Here is a 20,047-nt window from a genome sequence, read left to right on the forward strand (position 1 = left end):
GTATTCATAAAATGCTTGATAGCGTTTCTCAATTAGATATACGACTAAGGCGGTATCCCCGTGTCCGCCGCTACTGGGGCAAGCACGGGGGGATTGCCCTTACGGGGTTTTCATGAATTAATTAATGTAGGATACACTATATTGTATAAACATTTAAATAAAGAAGAGCTTTAAAGCGATCGATAACTTTCTCAAAATCGATCGCTTTTGTATAACACTTTCCTCTGCTATGCAAGACATTTAGATCCCCCTAAATTCCCCTCGCCAGGTAGGGGTTTGGTAACCAAACCCCTACTTTCCTCGTTCCCCCCGAAATCCCCCCAACCCCCCTTTGAAAGGGGGGCAAAGGGGGGTTAGGGGGGATCGGCGTTCCCTCCTTGGTAAGGGGGGATAGGGGGATCGGCGCTGTACCTCATTAAATCGCCCGAGTGCTGTCATCAAATGAAGTAAGTAATGAATTAGATGGTATTTTATTGATTCTCCGATTTTGGGTGCGATTTTTTGATTTTATTTCTATAACAATAAAGATTACCTAACCCTTTTCAAAAAAGAAATTCCAGCATTCTGTATTGAAAAAGAACTTGATAAAATACCATTTTTATGTATTAATCTAACATGAACACTCTGGAAGAGCCACAAAAAAACTTGTATGGATTTAGCTTAGTTTTGGCAATTTTGGACTCGGTCAAGGAAGGAGATTTTACTATGTTTGGGGAGTCAATGTACCCCAACGCTCAACTGAAAATTTTTGAGGGGTGACTTATGGCTCCCCAAATCCATCAAAAAGTTAAAGATTTTATTAATCTACGGTTTATCGGTCGGGATTGTGTTGTATTATCGGAGCGATCCTGTTACAATCCTCTTCGTTAGATAACACGACTCAGCCGTTATGAAGGTTCACGCCGGACAGTTTCACGCTCTACGGACTCAACAGACTCAGCGCGATGCGCATTTGGGAACCTTACGCGCCGTTGCGAATCCCGAACCGACATTTTTATATTTTGCTTACGGATCGTGCATGTGTCCGGTAGATTTGAAGCGATCGCTCGGCGAGAGAACCCACGCTTACGCGATCGGTCCGGCGACCTTGAAAGGTTATCGTCTGGCGTTCTACGCTTATTCCTCGTTGAGAAATTGCGGCGTTCTCGATGTGGTCAAAGACCCGAATGCTGCCGTGGAAGGGGTGCTTTACCAGTTACCCTGGCGGTTGAGCGATCGCCTCGACGAACGCGAGATCGGTTATCATCACGAAACCGTAGAGGTGCGATCGCGGGGTAAAGTCTACCCTAATGTCAGAACTTATACGGCGATCGACAAACTCCCCGAAGAACTCGCCCCCAACGACTGGTATTTTAACGTCGTCCTGCGCGGTGCCATTACCTGCGGACTGCCGGAACAGTATTGCTGGCGGCTGTTCGACCACATGCACCAATTGCAACAACGCCAGTTACAGCCTTGGGAACGGCGATCGGCATGAGGAAATTGTAGATTGTAGATTGTAGATTGAGAGCTACGATGAGGGAATCGGCAACCGCTCCCCTCATCGTAGCTCTCACACGGCATTGGTGCGGCGATCGGCCAAAGGAATTTCAAGGCGCGCACCGGGTTTAACTTCGATTAACTGAGTGGAAAGCTCGTTTTTTGCCAACATCGAGCGAAAGTCTTCCGCACTCCCACTGGCGCGCAATGCCGCATTTAACATCCCCTCAAACACCACGTCGCCTCCCGCCGCCGTCGGTAACATCACCTGCGGTCGCAACCAACGCGCCACGTCCAACGCCGTTTGTTTGCCTTGAATAATCGGACCGAGAATCGGTAACGTTAAATCGACGATCGGGGTAATCGCCACATCCACCGGGGCGATCTCTTTCAACGAGGGCGACGGATAGCCGTGGGGTTCGTAATACAAACTCGTCCCCGTTTCTAAATCTTTGAGAACGTAAGCATTTTCCGTTAACAAAGGGCCGATGGGCGCCCCGGGAAAGGCTTGAATTTCTAATCGAGCGTCCAGATTGAAAGTTTGAGAGTGGGGAAGTTCGCGCACCTGCTCGAATCCGAGATCGCGCGCTACCCGCGCCGCATTGACCGAAGCGACCACCGGGAGGGCGCGATCGAGTAGTTTGAGGGTTGGAGGATGGGCGTGATCTTCTAACCCTTGGGAGAGTAGAATTAAATCGATATTTTCCGGAATCGGGCGATCGCCGCCGTGGCGTTCTCCTTTAAATAACCACGGTAAATTACCGAAGACCAACGGACCGACCAACCACGGATCGAGGAGTATCCGCTTTCCCGCCAGTTCGATCAGCCAGGAATTACTATCAAACCAAGTTAAATGCATCGAATGTGTTGAGGATAACGCCTCACCCTATTTTAAAAGCCGATCGCCCTACTTCTATCGCGAGGTTGAGAAGATCCCGGGACTTCAGAGACTGTTTATCAAGAAAATATAAAAAAATTATGTAGGGGTTTGGTTGCCAAACCCCCACTTCTCTAGGGTTTGGCAACCAAACCCCTACAGGGCAACATAGAAACGCTCAGAGAGTTGGGGTAAGCCGATGGCCGCCCTGTGTCTTTGATGCTGCGGCGATGGCTTCCTGGCAAACAGGGCTGTTAATGTTTATTTTATAAACAGTCTCTACAAGTTCAACTCCTGCGAACTCGCTTTAGCGCTGCGATAGATCCGCCAGACTTGTAAGCTGAGGATGCAGGTCACCAGCCAAACGATGCCCGCCGTATATCCTGCAATCACGTCCGTGGGCCAGTGAACGCCTAAATAGAGCCGACTCAGACCGATCGCGCCGACTAGAACGATCGTCAATAGGGCGATCGCGACGCGCCACTTGGGAAAGCGAGTCGCCATCAAATAACCGAGAATGCCGTACATGACCAGGGAAACCATCGCATGACCGCTTGGAAAACTGTAGTAACCGACATCGACGATGCGATCCCACAAGGCAGGTCGGCTGCGGCTGAAAATACTTTTGAGAATGTAATTTAACAGTGCGGATCCTCCGGCGGCGATCGCGATCGTCGTCGCCTCGGCCCGTCGTCCTTGCTTCCACAAGATCCCCCCAAACAGCAAGCATAAACTAAGAATCGAGATCGGTTCCCCGAGAAAGGTAATTCCGGTCATGATTTGGTCGAGTAGGGGACTGTGTAAGTTTTTGAGCGCGAGTAAGATTTGAGTGTCTAAGGTCGTTGTTTCTTGTTCGAGAACTTCATCGGCAATTTCGGCAAATAACCAAATTGAGAAAGCGGCGGCACACAATCCGAGCAGGCGAATGGTTGAAAGTAAGGAGAGTAGTTTGGATCTCATTAGGATGGAAAAATTAATGTATGTAGCAAAGTCAATTGAAGCTTGACTGACAACGATCGCCCCCCATTGTTCGATCGCCCCCGATCGATGTTTTATTTTATCCGAACGGCGATCGGCTTTTCTCCCAACCGAGTTTTTCTCCCTTGATTTTTCAAGCTCGCTCACTTGAAGCGTCGCTTTTTAAAAGTCTTTTGTATTTACAAAAATAATGTCTTTCTCTTTCTGAAATAACTAAGATAGTACGCACTTAATTTTTGAAAAAACACTAAACTAGATAGAAAAAATACGATGTTTCTTGGGCGATCGCCCGTCATTTGACGAAACTGCGATCGCCACTTTTGCGTCTGAGATTATATTGCAACCCCCACAAATTCTACGATCGCCATGCACCGCAAATATTTAATCCCCTTTCTGCTGACCTTGATGCTGGTGAGCATTCCCAGTTATTTACGTTCGGAACAAAACCTCGATACCGAACCGCAAAAAATCGAACAAACAGGGGCGATCGCGACCAACTTTAGCGACAATCCCCGCTTTGCACAGCCGATAGATTGCACCCTCGGCGAAGATTGCTTTATTCTGCTCTATCCCGATCGCGACCCCGGCCCGCAAGCCGTCGATTTCGGCTGCGGACGCCAAACCTACGACGGACATAAAGGCACCGATTTCGGCATTGCCGACGAAGTGACGATGGCGCAAGGGGTCAACGTCCTCGCTGCCGCGCCGGGAACGGTTTTGCGCGCCCGCGATGGGGTGGGCGATCGCCGCATTACCGACCTCGAACAGCGCGAACAAGTCGAAGGCATCGAATGCGGTAACGGTTTAGTCATCGACCACGGCGGCGGATGGGAAACCCAATACTGTCACCTCCGTCAAGGGAGTCTCGCCGTCGAGTCGGGCACCGAAGTTAAAACCGGGACGGTCTTAGGTCAGGTCGGCACCTCCGGCGCCGCCTCCTTCCCCCACGTTCATCTCAGCGTCCGCTACAACGGTGAAGTGGTCGATCCCTTTGTCGGCCCCGATGCCGGATCCGGTTGCCAAGTCGATCGCGAACCGATTTGGGCCGAATCTTGGGAGTACACCCCCACCGGACCGATCCGCGCCGGATTTTCCGTGCAAGGCCCGACGATGGACGATTTGTGGGACGGTAAATTTAGAGAAACGACCTTTTCCGAACAGGTTCCCGCCTTGCTATTTTGGGTGCAAACTTACGGCGTTCTCGCCGGGGATGTCGGTCACTTCAAGTTAACCGGACCCGATGGCAAAGTTTATGCGGAACACGAACAGGCGATCGAACAACCCAGCAAAACCTGGATGGGTTATGTCGGCAAGCGCAACACGGAAGAACGCCCCATTTTGCCGGGGGTCTGGCGCGGCGAATATCGGTTGAGTCGAGGCGATCGCACGTTATTTGAAATGAACCGCGAGGTAGAAGTGAGGTAAAGCGTAGCTTTGCAAAAACCCGGTTTCCGAGGGGTCTGGAAATCGGGTTTTTTGGATGGAACGGGCGATCGGCGATCGCCCCCACTGTACTCTCAATTACACCGGAGTTGGAACCGAAGCCGATCGCGATCGTTCTCCTTTCACCCGCATCGCAATCCCCCCTTTCGGCGCCAGCAACACCCCGCGCCGTTGCGGGACGACCGGATCTTCTTCGGCGATTTCGAGTTCCCAGCGAGACAAAATTGTTGCTAACACTAGCTTCATCTCGTAGTTCGCTAACGCCAGACCGATACAGCGACGGCTTCCCCCGCCAAAGGGGATGAACTCGTAAGGGGAAAATTGACGCTCTAAAAAGCGTTCGGGTTTGAATAAGTGCGGTTCCGGGTAAAGATCTTGGCGCTGGTGAGTGAGATAGACGCAACCGAGGACAACCGTTCCCGGTTCTAAGGTTTGTCCTCCCAGTTCCACGGGACGTTCGACCACACGCGGAAACGTTAACATGGCGGGGGAGCCGATCCGCAAGCTTTCTTGAGCCACGGCGGTGAGGTAAGGTAAGCGGAAAATCTCCATCGGATCGGGGTTTTCGCCGAGTCCGTCGAGTTCGGCGAGCAGTTTTTGGCGCACGTCCGGACATTGGTGGATCCAGTATAATGCCCAGGCTAAAGCGGTGGCGGTGGTTTCGTGTCCGGCAAACAGAAGGGTGACTAATTCGTCGCGCAATTCGGTATCGCTCAACCCTTCGCCGTTCTCGTCGCGGGTGGAGAGTAAAAGGTTGAGAATATCGACGCGATCGCTGTCAAAATGGGTACGGCGATCGCGAATTAATTCGTAGATGGCCTCGTCCATGTGCCGTTGTTTTTGCATAATCCGACCCCACGGACTCCACGGTCCCCAGTCTTTCTGCAAAAAGCGTAGGAACAGAAAAATGGCTCCGAAGGGATTGGCACTGGTCATTTCGATGCGATCGACCAAACGGCGTTTCAGTTCTTCGAGGCGCGTACCTTCATTTAACAATGGGAGCGGGAATTCCCCGATTCTACCGAAGGTGAATCGTGGGATGAAAGCGACTCTTCGGCAAATCAGTTATAATCCGATCGTCTGGCTATATCGGCGATAATGTTCAAGGCGTACAAATACCGCATCTATCCAACCCCCGAGCAACAAGCGACTTTAGCCAAGAGCTTTGGTTGCTGTCGTTGGTATTGGAACTATGCGTTAAATTTGTGCCAAGAGACTTATCGATCGACCGGAAAAGGTCGATCGAGGGGTTATCTTCAGGGATTATTACCTACCCTCAAAAAGGAATACCCTTGGCTTAAAGAAGATGTCTATTCCCAATGCTTGCAAGTCGTGGCGTTGAACTTATCAACCGCTTATCGAAACTTCTTTGAGAACCGGGCAAAATTACCCCGATTCAAATCCAAGCAGGGAAGGCAATCTATCAGTTATCCTCAAAATGTTAAGGTTGAGGGAAACTACATCAAACTGCCTAAAGTTGGGTTAGTGCGTTGTCGTCAGCATCGAAGTTTTGAGGGAAAAATCAAAACTGTAACCCTCTCCAAAAATCCAGATGGTAAATATTATGCTTCAGTTTTGGTAGAGGGTAAAAAAGAACCTCCCCTTCTCTCAACTGAAGGAAAAGCAATTGGCATTGATTTAGGGTTGACCGATTTTGCGATTACCAGTGAGGGGTCGAAATATAATAATCCCAAGCATTTTGATAAACACGCGCGAAACCTAAAAAGAAAACAGCAAAAACACGCTCGAAAAAGGAAAGGCAGCAACAACCGCAATAAATCGCGGGTAAAAGTTGCCAAGATTCACGCCAAAATAAGTCGCTGTCGTGAAGATTTTCTCCACAAGCTATCCCGTAAGATAGTGAACGAAAACCAAGTGATTGTGGTTGAGAATCTCAATGTTAAAGGCATGGTTCGGAATCACCAACTCGCCAAAGCGATTAGTGATGTCGGTTGGGGGATGTTTTGTACGATGTTAAAGTACAAGGCCGAATCAGAAGGAAAAGTTTATCTAGAAGTCGATCGATTTTTTCCTTCCTCTAAAACCTGCCATGTATGCCTCAATCAAATCAAAAGCCTGTCTCTTGATGTGAGGAGCTGGACTTGCGAACATTGCCAAACCCATCATGACAGGGATATCAATGCCGCCATCAATCTCAAAAATGAAGGCTTACGGATATTAGAGTTAGGAACTCGCTCTACTGCCCTTGGAGGGGATGTAAGACGATGTGGTAGAACTTCAGTTCTATCTAGCGCAGTCCCCAGTGAAGAGGGAAGCCGCTATTGTAATCTTTGATTCAATAGCGGTAGTTCACGCCAAACACGACTTGCAAAATGACATCTAAGGTGATGTCTTGCATGAGATCCCGGGCAAGAAAAGCGGTATTCTGATTCCAAGAATAGGTAATTTTATCGGCAATGTTGGCGATCGTCTCTCCATAATTTCGCATTCGTTCGCCGTGGAAAGGAGGCATCAGTAATTTACGGCGCTTTTTGTGGCGATCGCCCCCCAATAAAATGACCGAATTGTCTCCAAGTAAAGGACGGACAATATCGTTGACTTCTCCGGGGGCGCCGATTTCAGGCGCGGCGAGCATTGTTTCTAAATCTTTGGGATTGCTCACCATCACAAAGGTTCTCGCACCGAAGCGCGCGGTAAACAAATCACCGTAATTGTTAACAGATTTGTGTAAGTATCCCAACGGATCGCCAATCCATTGAAAAAGCTGAATCCAGGGAGACTCTTTCGGACCTGCAGGCAGTGGCATAATTGTAAATTCTTATCGTTAGTTAAAGTTTAAACAATGATTGAGGCGTTTAGAGTTTAGAGTTTAGAGTTTAGAGTTTAGATTTTAGATGGACCGATTGGGCGTTGGAATATCGCTGAGATTGTGGATTTCACTCGTGCAAGATCCGATCGCGTCGGGGGTGGACAACCGACCCGCACTCCTGAATTGCTGCTTACTAAAACAACCCTCAAGTTGCATAAGTTCTAAAATAATTGTTAAATCGATCTAGTAGTAAACTCAATCCGGTGGAGAACACGCATGACCCCAACCAGCCCAGTTGCTCCCGCAAAAGCGCCCGATTTTTGCGAAGGCATTCAATATTTTGGCGAGCTGTGGCCGGAGTTTGCCAGCCATGGTCAAGAAGCGGCGATCGCCCCCGGAAAAACCGCGATCGTCTCCCCTTCCGATCCGTCTGCCGTCTTCCAAACCCTCCTCGCCGCCGACGCCCTGCGTTACCTCACCCTGCAAGTCACTGCCAGTAAAGCATCTGGGCATCCCGGCGGGTTTGCCAGCATTGCCGAGGCGATCGCCTCCTTAGTCATGCTCGGCCACAAAAACATCCTCACCGAAGTCGGACACCACGCCCCCGGCTTCTACAGCAGCATGTTCCTCGATCGCTCCCTCGAAGACATGGGCATCCATACCGTGCAGCAAATGCGCGAAAGGTTCCGCGAACACCAAGGACTGCTCGGCCACCTCTCCGGCCAAATTCCCGGACTGCTCAACCCCGCCGGACCCCTCGGACAAGGGCAACACTTCGCCATGTCCGGCGCCCTTCTCCACCGCGATACCCTCTTCCCCGTCACCATCGGCGATGGCGGCATCGGCGAACCCTACGTCATGAGCAGCATGGCGCACTTCCACACCGCCTATCCCGAAGTCACCAACTTCCTCCCCATCCTCGTCTGGAACGGCTATTCCCAAGAACACCACAGCATGGTGTCAACCAAACCCAACGAGGAAATGATCGAATATTGGGAAGGCAACGGCTTCCAAGAAGTCATCCTCGTCAACGCCAAAGACTTCGACGACACCAACCAAAGCGGCGATTACGTCGATAGCACCGCCTTCTCCCTCAAACAGCGTCTCGCCTTTACCCAAGCCGTCCTCGAAGCCACCGACAAAGCCGCCAAATCCGCCCTCAGTGGCAAATTGACCGTTTTAATCGTCAAACAACTCAAAGGCGCGGGCGTCCACGATCGCGGCGCCAAATCTCACAACCTCTACGGCTACCACACCCTCGATAACGAGGCGATCGTCAGCGCCCTCCAAGAACGCGCCCTCCCCGCCGAAGGGTGGCAACTAGTCCGCACCAACTTCGAGCGCGCTGCAGGCGGTCCGGCGTCCCACCACGTCGTCACCGAAAAAGAACGCCCTCTCCCCGAACTCGGTGCGCTTCCCTTAAACGAATACCCCATCCACGGCGAGAAGCAAGTCGCCACGACCGCAATGGGAGAATTAATCGCCCACGTCGGCCAAAAAGACCCTCAATTTATCCTCACCAACGCCGACGGGAACGCCGCCTCGGGGATTAACAACGTCAACCAAGCCCTCAAAATCGTCCACCCCACCCCTGACGACCTCTATTTCCAAGGGCCGCAAGGGCAAGTTTACGAACCCTTGAGCGAGGATGCCTGCGCCGGACTCGCCGCCGGATTGGCCTTATTCGGCGCCCGTACCTTGTGGTGTTCTTACGAATCATTCGCCATCAACGGCTTGCCGATTTGGCAGACCGTCACCCAAGCAATGGCCGAACTGCGCCGTCCCACCCCCTCCACGATTACCCTGTTTACCGCAGGAGCTCTCGAACAAGGGCGCAACGGCTGGACTCACCAACGTCCGGAAATTGAAAACTATTTCGCCGCGATGATGCGAAATGGCAATATCTTCCCCTTGTTCCCCACCGACGCCAACAGCATACAAGTGTGCTACGACTGGGCGCTGACGACGAAAAATAAAGGGATTACAATTACCGCGAGTAAGTCGCCGTTGCCGATTCGCACCACCTTCGAGCAAACGAAACAAGCCCTCAAAGATGGCGGCGTCGTCATCCACGAAAGCGAAGGAAAACAAAAAGTCGTGTTTGCCGTGATTGGCGACATGACCTTAATTCCGGTGTTCGATGCGGCAGTGCGCCTCGAAGACGAAGGCATCGGCGTGCGGATTGTCTCCGTGGTCAGCCCCCGCCGCCTCTACCGTCCTGACGATACCGCCTGGGAGAGCTGCGCTCAACCGGACAGTCACTTCCTCGACGATGCAGGTTTCGATCGCCTCTTCGGCGGCGATGCCTTAATCGGGGTCACCGGGGGTTCCTCGGCAATGCTCGAACCGTTGATGTTGCGTTCTACACTCAAGCGCGATCTGTTCGCCTGGAAACGCGGCGAAACCGCATCTAGTGCAGGTCAAATCATGGCCCTCAACGGATTGACCGCCGAAGCCTTATCGACCCGCGCCGAACAATTACTCGCCTAGCGTTCGTGGCTTCATGCCAATACTCCGTAGGGACACAGCACTGCTGTGTCCTTTCCTATGTTTCGAGACTTTGTTAAGCTCTTGCGGGCCAGCCTGGCCGTTAACTTCAGATCGAATAAGTTCTATAATTTTTCCAATTTTCTAGATCGTTTCAGCGCAACTCTTGACATACTCCCCCGTTTAAAAAAACGGGAGATTCTCCGGTCAAACAGCAACCACAGGCACCACCCGTTTTACTTCGCCTCCCGGTTCGGCGGGTACATTTGTTTTACATCAGTATAGTCTGCCGCTAATCCTCGCGCTTGATTCAAAACATCTTCTCCTAATCGTTTTGCCAGGTTTGGTGTTTTGACTTTATATCCTGCAAAACCAGTATTGTATTTTTGAACCTCTAAATTGCCACTTTCAAAGACCATCGTTTTTAATGTCTTTTTATCCTCTTTACTTAACGAATCTGTATAGTGAGGGACAAGCTGCCGATCGCCTTTTTTGGCTCGATCTTCCATTTGATAGGCTAAGAATTTAGTTTCAACATCCGCCATTCCCGTCCGATCCTTTCCACTTTTACAGTTATAATGAACCATGGAACCGATTAAAAAAGCTAGATTCGAGATTAAGGCTGGCATCTCGTAATCTACATCACCCCCTCCTAACTTTCCTCTTTCCTGAATCCGTTTCCAGAGCTGCTCTATTTTTTTAATATCTTTTTCGATTTTGGTGAATTGTTGAGAGTATGTTTTTATTAAGTCGGAACATATTTGTGGATCTTCATTTATATTTCCCTTTTGAATCAATGACAATTTAGTTTGAGCGCCACTGATATACCGCATTAAATTTTTCTGTTCAAATTCCATATCCCGGACTGCTTCTTTTTTGGCCTCCTTTAATCGATCTAAGCTCTCAGAGTTGAGTTTACGCCATTGCGTATATTTGCCAAATTTTGCATTTTGATTGACTCCATAGTTAAAAGCGATAATATTAAACTCCACACTGATAGGCTGTAAACAGTGGTTTACATTTATTTTTCTTCTGTTATTTTTGAATTCATTGTTAGCATCTTTTAAAGCTTGAATATGCCTATCTAGTTTCCCTGCCTCATCCGCTCCTTTATCTGTAGCGACGGGGGTCAGCAAGGCTGTCGTTACTAATGGAATGCTGACCTTGTAGTTAGCATTTTCCAATTCATCATTTGTTTTTTTGCTTAGGTATTTAATGGCGATCGCAGTTAAAAGTTGTGCTGCTTTTTCCTTATTTGCTTCCCGCCGTTTCTTCGGATCTTTAATACCGTAGTCATCTAAAACGCCACTTCGGAAAGCTGAAAAAAGCGCTTCATCACTATTCTCTGCTTTGAATTCGGTATACCATGCATTCGTCGTTCGATTACGTTCCGGTTCCGTATCTTTCTCAGAGTCTTCCGTTAAGCGGGGAGACATACTGGACAATCCCGTGCTTCCGTAAGATTTAAAATGCTGGGAATCGAATTCTTGATTGAGAGGTGTAAAACTACTGGTATAGGTATCGCCACCAATTTGCATTGATTTAGAAATCGTTTTCCATTCAACCTCTTTATTTAAATTCTGAATGTAGAGATCCTTGAGTTGAGTTCTAATCTCTCCCCAGGTTATTTTTGATTTTGAATTTGATGTTTTTAAAGCATCAAAAATGCAAAGCGACAGCCAATCCGGGAGCTCTTTGTCTAAATACTCTTTTAAAGCTCCTTTTCCTTGCTTGAGTTTTTTAAAGATATTGGGGTCATTGGTTTCTATTTTATCCCTTATTTCGTCTTTTTTTAAGTTTAATTTTATTCTTAATTGGTTTATTTCTTCTCCAGTTACAAGATTCCATGCAAGCTGCTCGGCTACATTAAACCACCGGGTTGCTCCTTCCAATAAAGCATCAGAAGTTAGCGTATTTGGTGATTGATTTCCAGGAGCCTGGTTTTGTCGAGCTGCATTCGTGTTATTGATAGCATTATTATTCGACCGCGATGCAGTCGGCGGACGAATAATAATGGTTTTTTGTGTTCCTGTCGGAGTGAAACCAGATCGAGGTCGTGTCGTCCTTGGAATAGGTCTATTTTGGGAGCCTGTTTCGGTTGTTGATGAGCTTCCCGGAATCGGTGGAAGAGGTCGATTGGGAGGGCCGCCTCGTGAGGTTGTCGCCGTTGTTGATGAGCTTCCCGGAATCGGTGGAAGAGGTCGATTGGGAGGGCCGCCTCGTGAGGTTGTCGAACGGGTAGAAAGATCTCCCGTCTCCTTCTCTCCTGACTTATCCTCGTTCTCATTTACACGCTGGACAAGCGTTTCTCCTTCACCATCGATCTTACGCGGTACGCTCGAACTAGCATCGGCTTCTTGCTGGTAGTTGTCGTTGGGTCGAATTGCCAATTTGGGTTGGAAAGAGGTCGAAGGGGTTATGAGGGGAGCTTCCGAGTTCGGTTGTAACAAAGGGGACGAATTCCATGAAGAAGGTGGCGGCGGTCGAGTATCGGGATCGAAGATCGAAATATCGGCAAAGTTGTAACTGGAGGTTTTTTGACCTTCCGGTTGTGGCTGTAACTGTGGCGTCTCATCCGGTTGGGGGGTCGGTGCGAACGGATGCATCTGAAGTGGTGATGCGATTGGGGTCGCTGAAGACTTCTTCGACGTTGGCTTGCGGTCAAATTTACGATTACCCATCGTTTGACTCCCTCAACGTAGTTTTTTCAGGGTAGGCGATCGCCAATTGTTTGGTGATTAGACAAAAGTCTAGATCGCGTTTAGGGAGTAAAGAAAGGCAACAAGAGAATATACCTCGATCGCCTGGAAGTAATCCGTCAGGGAAATAGGGCTGAAGGCTTAGTAGTATCGAGTCCCTTTTCTAGGACTACAAATCGGTGGTTTTTGACTGATTGTGTTGTCGTCTGCTTTCGGTCTGGGTTCTGGGTACCTTGCCGATCTTGCTGACTCTGGTCTTGATGTTTAATGGTCAAGCAGAGGGTCTCAACTGGTATAATTAAGGGGGTTTGAGCTTTCTGCAATTGAGATTGGGCGAGCTTGAGTGTCGCTTCGATCTTGAGTTAAGTTATTCTCAGTTATAGTGATTTTCATCGAAAATGACTATAACTCAATCGATCGCCCCCCAATTTAATCATGAGTGACCTTTCTTTGACCGAAATCGTAGACCAACTGCGCGAGTTAACCCGAGATTTGTACTGGTTCAGCGAATCAGATTATGCTTGGGAAGTCAGGATCTGGCCTGAAGCAACGATCGCCACGGAAACGGTGAGGGAACAATCGCAAAAACCTGCAAATGCCGAGATCGAAACTGTCGAGTTCGCTCGCTTCTTCCAACGCGCCGTAGAGGAAAAAGATTGGTATGGCGATCGCGAACGTGAAACCGTCGGACGTTATCGCCAATTGGTACAATTTCTACAAGAAAATTTACACGATCTCATCGTTTATCGGGTCGGCGCGATCGAGGTCGAAATCTTCGTCTTCGGCAAAACAAATACCGGGGCAGTTGTCGGTTTAAATACGATTTCTGTTGAAACTTAAGGGAATTCTAGATTGTAGATTCTAGATAGGCAGCCTCTTCTCGGGAGGCGGACAAGCTGCCCGCCCCACTGAAGAAGTCTCACAAGCGATCGACCCCGGCTTCGATCGCGTCCTGGGTGGATTTGGACACGTTCGAGAGAAAGTCAAATCCGGTGAGTTTTTCCAAAGCATCGATCGAAACTCGATACTGTCGCCAGTCGCGATTGGCAACACTTTCGTCATTGGGGATGCGGACGGCGATCGCCCGCGTGGTCGGTTTGATGCCGCTCAAACCCGTACCGGGGCGATCGAGAACGACGATAATTTTCCAAGTATATCTCGGAACGGTCACTTTGCCTTCGGAGATCGTTTTCACCCGTCCTTGCGGTCCGGCAATGATATAAAGTTCTTTTCCTTGTCTGACCAAACGGCGGGCGTATTCTTCCAACTCGCGCCAAATTTCCCGGTTATTCGCGGGAGACTGGGGCATCATGTTGGTCATGACAAAGGTGCTGCTGTTGTCACTTTTAGACCGGGTGCGATCGGCTGAAGGGACGATGTGGCCGCGATCGTAGCCCGTTCGCGTGTAATCGGTGGGTTTGACTTGATAAAAGCCGTCGGGTAAGGTGTCGTCCGGTCTGAAGTCATCTTGGCGATCGACATTGCCTAACCAGGAGGAATTTAACTGCCAACTTGCCCAGTTGGCCGTCCCTTTGCTGCGGTTGTAAGACAATGTATACTGACTTTTCTCGATCAGATAATTGTCTGCATTGCCGGGATTGCTGGTGGCGCGGCTGGGATTGCCTAACAGTAAGGCGCCACCGGAGGAACCGCCCGTGCGATCGCTGACGTAACATAGGGGGCGATCGCCCCCACCTCGGGCATAGGCCGATCGCCCGCCACACTCGGCCCCACTACTGGTTAAATCGTAAGGACATTCACAGGTTCCGGTTTTGGGCGATCGCAACGGCGTATCCGGCGCCAATGCAGGACACCCTGCCAAGGTAAAGCCCAGAAAAGCAGCAAACAGTCCTTTGAAAACGGGGATCGGCGAGTGATAGGTCAGTTTCATGAACAATTCAGGTGATGTGAGTGACGGCTGGCAGGATTGCGGGCGCGTGCTACCTGTCCAGCTCTACCAAATTTTAGGAACGATCGGGAAGTTATACAATATTCAAGCCAAATTTCAGGCTAAAATTTCAGGTTAAAATTTCAGGTTAAAATTTACCCCAAAATCGCGATCGCCTATCCCATGAATTCAGATTTACCCGCCTTTCTCGCCGGAATTGCCTTCTTAATTGTCTATCTCGTTTTTTCTGCGAAAACTGAAATGGGGACTAAATGGCCTTGGAAAAAATAGATGGCAAAGGGAATCACAGAATACCTTGACATTAGCCGTTGGCAAATCGAGTCAGATATGCTAGACTCCGCCTCAAGAGAAAGCAAAAGTCCTACTCCAAGCAGTGGCGATCGCGACCGAGCGAGACACGGGAAAAACCCGACCTCTAGCGGGCCATGCTAGAAATCGGGTTAAGCTCTGATATAGAGGAGCGTTTGACGGTTTACGCGATCGTTTTATCCTTCAATCGTGGGGGCGATCGTCGCTACCGGAGTAGCTTCAGTCGAGGCCAAATCTAACGGGAAGTTGTGGGCGTTGCGCTCGTGAATCACCTCAATTCCCAAGTTTGCTCGGTTTAGAATATCCGCCCAAGTATTAATCGCACGACCTTGAGAATCCACAATCGACTGGTTGAAGTTAAACCCGTTGAGGTTAAACGCCATCGTCGAAATACCCAGGGACGTAAACCAGATCCCAATCACGGGCCAAGCTGCGAGGAAGAAGTGCAAGCTGCGGCTGTTGTTGAACGAGGCATATTGGAAGATTAACCGACCGAAGTAACCGTGAGCGGCAACAATATTGTAGGTTTCTTCTTCCTGACCGAATTTATAGCCTTCATTCGCGGACTGGTTTTCCGTGGTTTCGCGAACCAAGCTCGACGTTACCAGAGAACCGTGCATCGCGGCAAACAAGGCACCGCCGAAGACACCAATCACGCCGAGTTGGTGGAAGGGGTGCATCAAAATATTATGTTCGGCTTGGAACACGATCATGAAGTTGAAGGTTCCACTGACGCCGAGCATCAAACCATCGGAGAAACTGCCTTGACCGATGGGATAAATCAGCAACACCGCCGTCGCCGCCGCTACGGGAGCGGAGAAGGCTACGGGAATCCAAGGACGCATTCCCAGGCGGTAACTCAATTCCCACTCACGACCGAGGTAAGCGTAAATACCAATTAAAAAGTGCAGGACGATCAGTTGGTACGGACCGCCGTTGTAAAGCCATTCGTCCAAGGTGGCGGCTTCCCACAAGGGATAAATATGGAGACCGATGGCGGCAGAAGTCGGAACGATGGTCGCGGTCATGATGTTGTTGCCGTAGAGCAACGAACCGGAGACGGGTTCGCGAATTCCGTCGAGGTCTACCGGAGGAGCCGCAATAAAGGCGAGAACGAAGACAATCGTCGCGGTCAAGATGGTCGGAAACATCAAGACACCGAACCAACCAATATACAGGCGATTTTCGGTGCTGGTTACCCAGTCGCAAAACCGGGACCAGAGGCTTTGTGTCGGTTGAGCAAAAGTGGTTGTCATTGGAACAACGATACTACTCCTAACAACGTGACGGTTGGGGTCAATGCGTTCGGCAGTGACGTCGCAACCGACGTATTTATTGATAACTTTAAAGCTATAAAGTTGTCAAGTAGTTTTGTTGGTTTTTGTCGGACGATCGCCTTCACGCCTTGCAAAAAAAGGGTTTTGAGCTACAGCGAGCCACCCTCCCATCGGTGGGAGGGCGATCGAAACCGTTTCAGGAGAGACGTCCGGAAATACCGAGACGCTGACGATTGGTGTTGCCCGGAATGGCTCCATCTCCACCCGGATCGACGGGAGTACCGGGAGGATCGGGGTCCGGGTCGGGGTCGGGATTGGGGTCTGGATCTGGGTCTGGGTCTGGGTCTGGGTCTGGGTCTGGGTCGGGTTCCCCGCAGGTCGCAGAAGTTCCTAGATTAGACACTTTGCAGATCGCATAAGCCCAGGCTTGCTGCGCCCGTTGGAAATGTTCGCCCAACCATTCCCCTTTCGCTTCCGGGTCGTTTTCCGCCACCGCTTCTACACCGTCTTTATAGTGGTCGCGATCGAGAATTTCCTCAGCTTCGTCGCGGGTTGGTTCGTCGAGGCGTTCGAGGGTGGTTTGCGCTTTATCCGCTTTTGCTTTCGCATCTTGATAGCGTTCGATCGCCTCCTGAGTGTCGATGCGGTGGCGTTGCGCGACCTGAGCCACATTTTTCGTTGCAGCGATGGTTCCGTCGAACCCTTGGGAAAAACGAGCCTCTCCCGTTGTTGGAGTTCCCACAAACGTCCAACCGCGATCGCGCACTTCGATCGTACGCTCCGGACTGACCAAGCGAACCGCACTGAAATAATAAATGTTCATCTCCGGTTCCCCCGCCACGGGAATCGCTCCCACATCGTCGTCATAGTCAGTTTCAAGGCGGTAACCATCGCCGTAATCAATCGCCGTAATGCGATCGCGATCGTCGCGAACCACCGTCGCCGGACGAGGAACTAACGCCTCCATCCGGGTTCGACGATATCCCGAAGGAAAATAACGCACGAAATAGCCATCGGGATGCAACGACCATCGCCCCTCCGGAATCTCGCGACTTCCTTCCCCTCGGGAAACCGCCCCAGTTAAAACCGCAATATTTTCTAACTCCTCATACGTCGCATTCGCTTCACTGAGGCGCTCTCGGATTTCAGCTTTCGCATCGAGGATTTGCCGAACTTGAGGGGGCAAGTTCGCAAACAGTTCGCGCCGCACCTCATCGGGAATCAGACCCAACGCACCGCCATTAATTTCCGCAATTTCCTCATCGCTTAGCAGTTGTCGCGCCACAGATTGGATATTCTCATCCATATCGCTCACCCGCGTTTGCGCGATAATCCCCCACAGCAACACCTGAATTTGTCGCTGGGGAATCTCGGGATAGTTTGCAGATTCCCGTAAAATCTTAGTGATAATCCCGGCGCGCGGTCCTTCCAGTGGCGCGTAGGCGTAACCGTCACCGCCGCCGGGAGCGTGGGTTCCAGCGCGCAGACAGTAACTTTGCAAAATTGCTTCGTACAATCCCGGTGCAGCGATATATCCTCCCCGGGCGCCCCGTTCGAGACTCGCGAGGGATTGAGGTTCGCCGAAGTTTTCCCCGTCGAGGAGTGGGGTTTCCCGCCGAACGTCTTCCAAACTCGTAGTCAGAGGTGGATCTTCTTCGAGGAGGTCGGAGAGTTCCGGGAGCGGAAGGGAATCCGGAAGATCTGGGGTGACATCAGGCAAACCAAACTGAGCTAAGTGAGTTGGTTTGGGAGTGGGTGGGGAAGCACTGACGTGGCGATCGCCGATCGTCGCGATCGCACTCAAGCCCCCAGCGACTACTGTTAATCCCACGACGCTCAGGGTTTGTCGCAAAAAGCGCATAAAAAATGTTCTCCGCTTGCATCTTCAGTGAGGCGCGTCTAAGTCTCTTTTTCCAGACGATCGCCTGTTCGATTGAGGAGGTTTTCGCTGTACAACTATTCCTAGGGCGTGTCATCAATTATGTAGGTTGACAAAAGTGACCAAATGTGGAGGAAAGCGCCTGCGGACATTTAAGCCAGCCAAATCACGGATGCAGCCAGGTAAATGCCACCCAGGAAGTTCACCGAGCGCTTGTCATAACGAGTGGCAATCCCTCGATACTGTTTGAGCTTGGCAAAGAAGTTTTCCACCAGATGTCGGGTTTGATACAAGAATCGATCGTAATCGTGGGCTTGTTTTCGATTCTTTTTCGAGGGAATGACGACTTCAATCCCTCGCTCGTGCAACGGTTGTCTGACTCGTTCGTCGGCATCGTAAGCTTTATCCGCTAGCAGTGCCTGGACTTCCACTGATGGTAGCAACCGCTCGGCACCGACTAGATCGCTGGCCTGACCGGGAGTTAAAAAAAAGATATGGGATTCCCCAAAGCATCCACCACCGCATGAATTTTCGTACTCAACCCGCCTCGGCTACGACCGATATTTTCCTCTTCGGCTGAACTCCCTGATGCTCCAGCACTGTGCTGATGCGCTCGCACAATGGTGGAATCGATGGCAGCATATTCGTTATCGGCTTCCTCGCAGAGGACTTGGAAAACGCGCTCCCACACCCCAGTTTTTGACCAGCGAGTGAAGCGTGTGTGGACGACTCGAAAATCCCCAAAGCGTTCGGGAAGATCTCGCCAAGGAATCCCTGCTCGAAAGCGATACAACACGGCTTCGACGAATAAACGGTTATCTTTAGCTGTGACCCCAACTGTACCCGGACGACCCGGAAGCAGGTGTTCAATGCGTTGCCATTGGTCGTCTCGTAAAGCGTAACGCCGTTTCATCCCGGTTTTGAGCTATCTTGAGTGAACGGGTAGCAGGCTACACACATTTCACTATTTTTGTCAATTTTCTTAATTGATGACAGACCCTAGGGTAACGCAGGCAATTTCATCTCCGAGCAAATAACGAGATCGAGTAATTGATTCTGGTTTTTCTCTCAGCACGCTGTTTCTCAGATGAGAACCCGGTCTGCAACGGTACGATTTGCGTTTCTGAAACATACCCGAACCCAACTGTTCTCTGTTAATTCCGCTACACCTCGATCGAGGGAGAAACAGTAGATTGTGGAAATTTTTGCAAATTCCCGACCGAATCCCCAATCGTTGAAAACCTTAAAATCATCAAAATCGAACTTGGGTTTAAAAATTCTTTGACGGCTCAATATAAACTTTTGAATCTCGTATAAAATTTGACTGAATTTCAAACCAACTTTGCCAAAATTTAAGGGTCATCGAGGTTCAACCCGGTGTTAACTGTCCAACTGAATGAGGAGTGAGTTTATGCGGGGACAAATGACATGGAAATCCGAAGGAGGAATCGACAAAGTTTTATATTTACGCGCCCAACCCCACGATCCTTGGAAATGTTATAACGAATTTCCCCAATATTATAAGCCCGATCTCGGCGGAAGATCGCCGGGGTACGCAACTTTCTTGACTTTACTGCGCCAAGGGTGGCAGATGGTGCATACTTAAAGGATTTTAATCTTTTAAGTATCCCGTTTGTTGTAAAAACTGCTCGACTCGATCGAAGAATTGAGCGCGATCGCTGGCCGAATAAAAGGCTTCTACTTTTTCCCAGCCCTGAGTTGAAGTTCCTAGGGTCTGTCATCAATTAAGAAAATTGACAAAAATAGTGAAATGTGTGTAGCCTGCTACCCGTTCACTCAAGATAGCTCAAAACCGGGATGAAACGGCGTTACGCTTTACGAGACGACCAATGGCAACGCATTGAACACCTGCTTCCGGGTCGTCCGGGTACAGTTGGGGTCACAGCTAAAGATAACCGTTTATTCGTCGAAGCCGTGTT

The 20,047-nt window shown here is 50.0% G+C and carries 15 protein-coding genes and 1 pseudogene; 7 read left to right on the plus strand and 9 right to left on the minus strand.

Features of this window, described 5'->3' with window-relative positions; translation table 11 throughout:
- Window positions 1–889: 889 nt before the first annotated feature.
- A complete protein-coding gene (locus JJD41_RS11325; RefSeq protein ID WP_200666005.1) occupies window positions 890–1,477 on the plus strand; it encodes a gamma-glutamylcyclotransferase in 588 nt (195 codons plus the stop codon).
- A gap of 75 nt (window positions 1,478–1,552) precedes the next feature.
- Here the strand turns inward: JJD41_RS11325 and JJD41_RS11330 are convergent, their stop codons facing one another.
- Together JJD41_RS11330 and JJD41_RS11335 are read right to left on the minus strand one after the other, a co-directional pair.
- On the minus strand, window positions 1,553–2,338 hold the full coding sequence (locus JJD41_RS11330) for an MBL fold metallo-hydrolase (protein WP_200666006.1): 786 nt from the start codon (window positions 2,336–2,338) through the stop codon (window positions 1,553–1,555).
- 297 nt (window positions 2,339–2,635) lie between these two features.
- On the minus strand, window positions 2,636–3,316 hold the full coding sequence (locus JJD41_RS11335) for a phosphatase PAP2 family protein (protein WP_200666007.1): 681 nt from the start codon (window positions 3,314–3,316) through the stop codon (window positions 2,636–2,638).
- A gap of 384 nt (window positions 3,317–3,700) precedes the next feature.
- Between JJD41_RS11335 and JJD41_RS11340 the strand changes: the two genes are divergently transcribed.
- Window positions 3,701–4,759: a M23 family metallopeptidase gene (locus JJD41_RS11340; protein ID WP_200666008.1), complete on the plus strand. Its 1,059-nt coding sequence runs from the start codon at window positions 3,701–3,703 to the stop codon at window positions 4,757–4,759.
- Between the two features lie 96 nt (window positions 4,760–4,855).
- On the opposite strand, the gene JJD41_RS11345 is transcribed toward JJD41_RS11340, so the two are convergent.
- Window positions 4,856–5,773: a cytochrome P450 gene (locus JJD41_RS11345; protein ID WP_234488595.1), complete on the minus strand. Its 918-nt coding sequence runs from the start codon at window positions 5,771–5,773 to the stop codon at window positions 4,856–4,858.
- A 102-nt stretch (window positions 5,774–5,875) separates the two neighbouring features.
- Here JJD41_RS11345 and JJD41_RS11350 point away from each other — a divergent pair, with 102 nt between their 5' ends.
- Window positions 5,876–7,072 (plus strand): RNA-guided endonuclease InsQ/TnpB family protein, encoded by a 1,197-nt coding sequence (locus JJD41_RS11350; RefSeq protein WP_200666009.1) that lies wholly within the window; start codon window positions 5,876–5,878, stop codon window positions 7,070–7,072.
- Window position 7,073: 1 nt separating this feature from the next.
- Here the strand turns inward: JJD41_RS11350 and JJD41_RS11355 are convergent, their stop codons facing one another.
- The gene (locus tag JJD41_RS11355) at window positions 7,074–7,544 is read right to left on the minus strand and encodes a cytochrome P450 (protein WP_168570416.1); all 471 of its coding nucleotides are present in this window, start codon (window positions 7,542–7,544) and stop codon (window positions 7,074–7,076) included.
- Between the two features lie 279 nt (window positions 7,545–7,823).
- Here JJD41_RS11355 and JJD41_RS11360 point away from each other — a divergent pair, with 279 nt between their 5' ends.
- Entirely contained in the window at window positions 7,824–10,037 is a 2,214-nt protein-coding gene (locus tag JJD41_RS11360; protein WP_200666010.1) for a phosphoketolase family protein, read from the plus strand.
- Window positions 10,038–10,270: 233 nt separating this feature from the next.
- Here the strand turns inward: JJD41_RS11360 and JJD41_RS11365 are convergent, their stop codons facing one another.
- Window positions 10,271–12,715 carry an inositol phosphate phosphatase SopB gene (locus JJD41_RS11365; RefSeq protein WP_200666011.1) on the minus strand — a complete coding sequence of 815 codons (2,445 nt, stop codon included), beginning with the start codon at window positions 12,713–12,715 and terminating at the stop codon, window positions 10,271–10,273.
- 453 nt (window positions 12,716–13,168) lie between these two features.
- Between JJD41_RS11365 and JJD41_RS11370 the strand changes: the two genes are divergently transcribed.
- Window positions 13,169–13,573 carry a nuclease A inhibitor family protein gene (locus JJD41_RS11370; RefSeq protein ID WP_200666012.1) on the plus strand — a complete coding sequence of 135 codons (405 nt, stop codon included), beginning with the start codon at window positions 13,169–13,171 and terminating at the stop codon, window positions 13,571–13,573.
- 79 nt (window positions 13,574–13,652) lie between these two features.
- Here JJD41_RS11370 and JJD41_RS11375 read toward each other — a convergent pair whose 3' ends face one another.
- From JJD41_RS11375 to JJD41_RS11390, 4 genes are all read right to left on the minus strand, one after another.
- Window positions 13,653–14,624: a DNA/RNA non-specific endonuclease gene (locus JJD41_RS11375; RefSeq protein WP_234488596.1), complete on the minus strand. Its 972-nt coding sequence runs from the start codon at window positions 14,622–14,624 to the stop codon at window positions 13,653–13,655.
- Between the two features lie 503 nt (window positions 14,625–15,127).
- Complete coding sequence (gene psbA / locus JJD41_RS11380; protein ID WP_200666013.1) at window positions 15,128–16,207, minus strand: photosystem II q(b) protein; 1,080 nt, start codon at window positions 16,205–16,207, stop codon at window positions 15,128–15,130.
- Between the two features lie 217 nt (window positions 16,208–16,424).
- Window positions 16,425–18,089 carry a hypothetical protein gene (locus JJD41_RS11385; RefSeq protein ID WP_200666014.1) on the minus strand — a complete coding sequence of 555 codons (1,665 nt, stop codon included), beginning with the start codon at window positions 18,087–18,089 and terminating at the stop codon, window positions 16,425–16,427.
- Window positions 18,090–18,259: 170 nt separating this feature from the next.
- Window positions 18,260–19,020 (minus strand): IS5 family transposase gene (locus JJD41_RS11390; RefSeq protein ID WP_200664346.1). Its coding sequence is split into 2 segments (ribosomal slippage): window positions 18,260–18,594 and window positions 18,594–19,020, totalling 762 coding nucleotides; the frame shifts between segments, so codons are not numbered across the junction.
- 510 nt (window positions 19,021–19,530) lie between these two features.
- On the opposite strand from JJD41_RS11390, the gene JJD41_RS11395 reads away from it, so the two are divergent.
- Together JJD41_RS11395 and JJD41_RS11400 are read left to right on the plus strand one after the other, a co-directional pair.
- The gene (locus tag JJD41_RS11395) at window positions 19,531–19,713 is read left to right on the plus strand and encodes a hypothetical protein (RefSeq protein ID WP_234488597.1); all 183 of its coding nucleotides are present in this window, start codon (window positions 19,531–19,533) and stop codon (window positions 19,711–19,713) included.
- A gap of 212 nt (window positions 19,714–19,925) precedes the next feature.
- Window positions 19,926–20,047 (plus strand): annotated as a pseudogene (locus tag JJD41_RS11400) (IS5/IS1182 family transposase); the annotation flags it as partial.

The sequence above is a fragment of the Oxynema mangrovii CENA135 genome (assembly GCF_016632315.1).
GTDB lineage: Bacteria > Cyanobacteriota > Cyanobacteriia > Cyanobacteriales > Laspinemataceae > Oxynema > Oxynema aestuarii.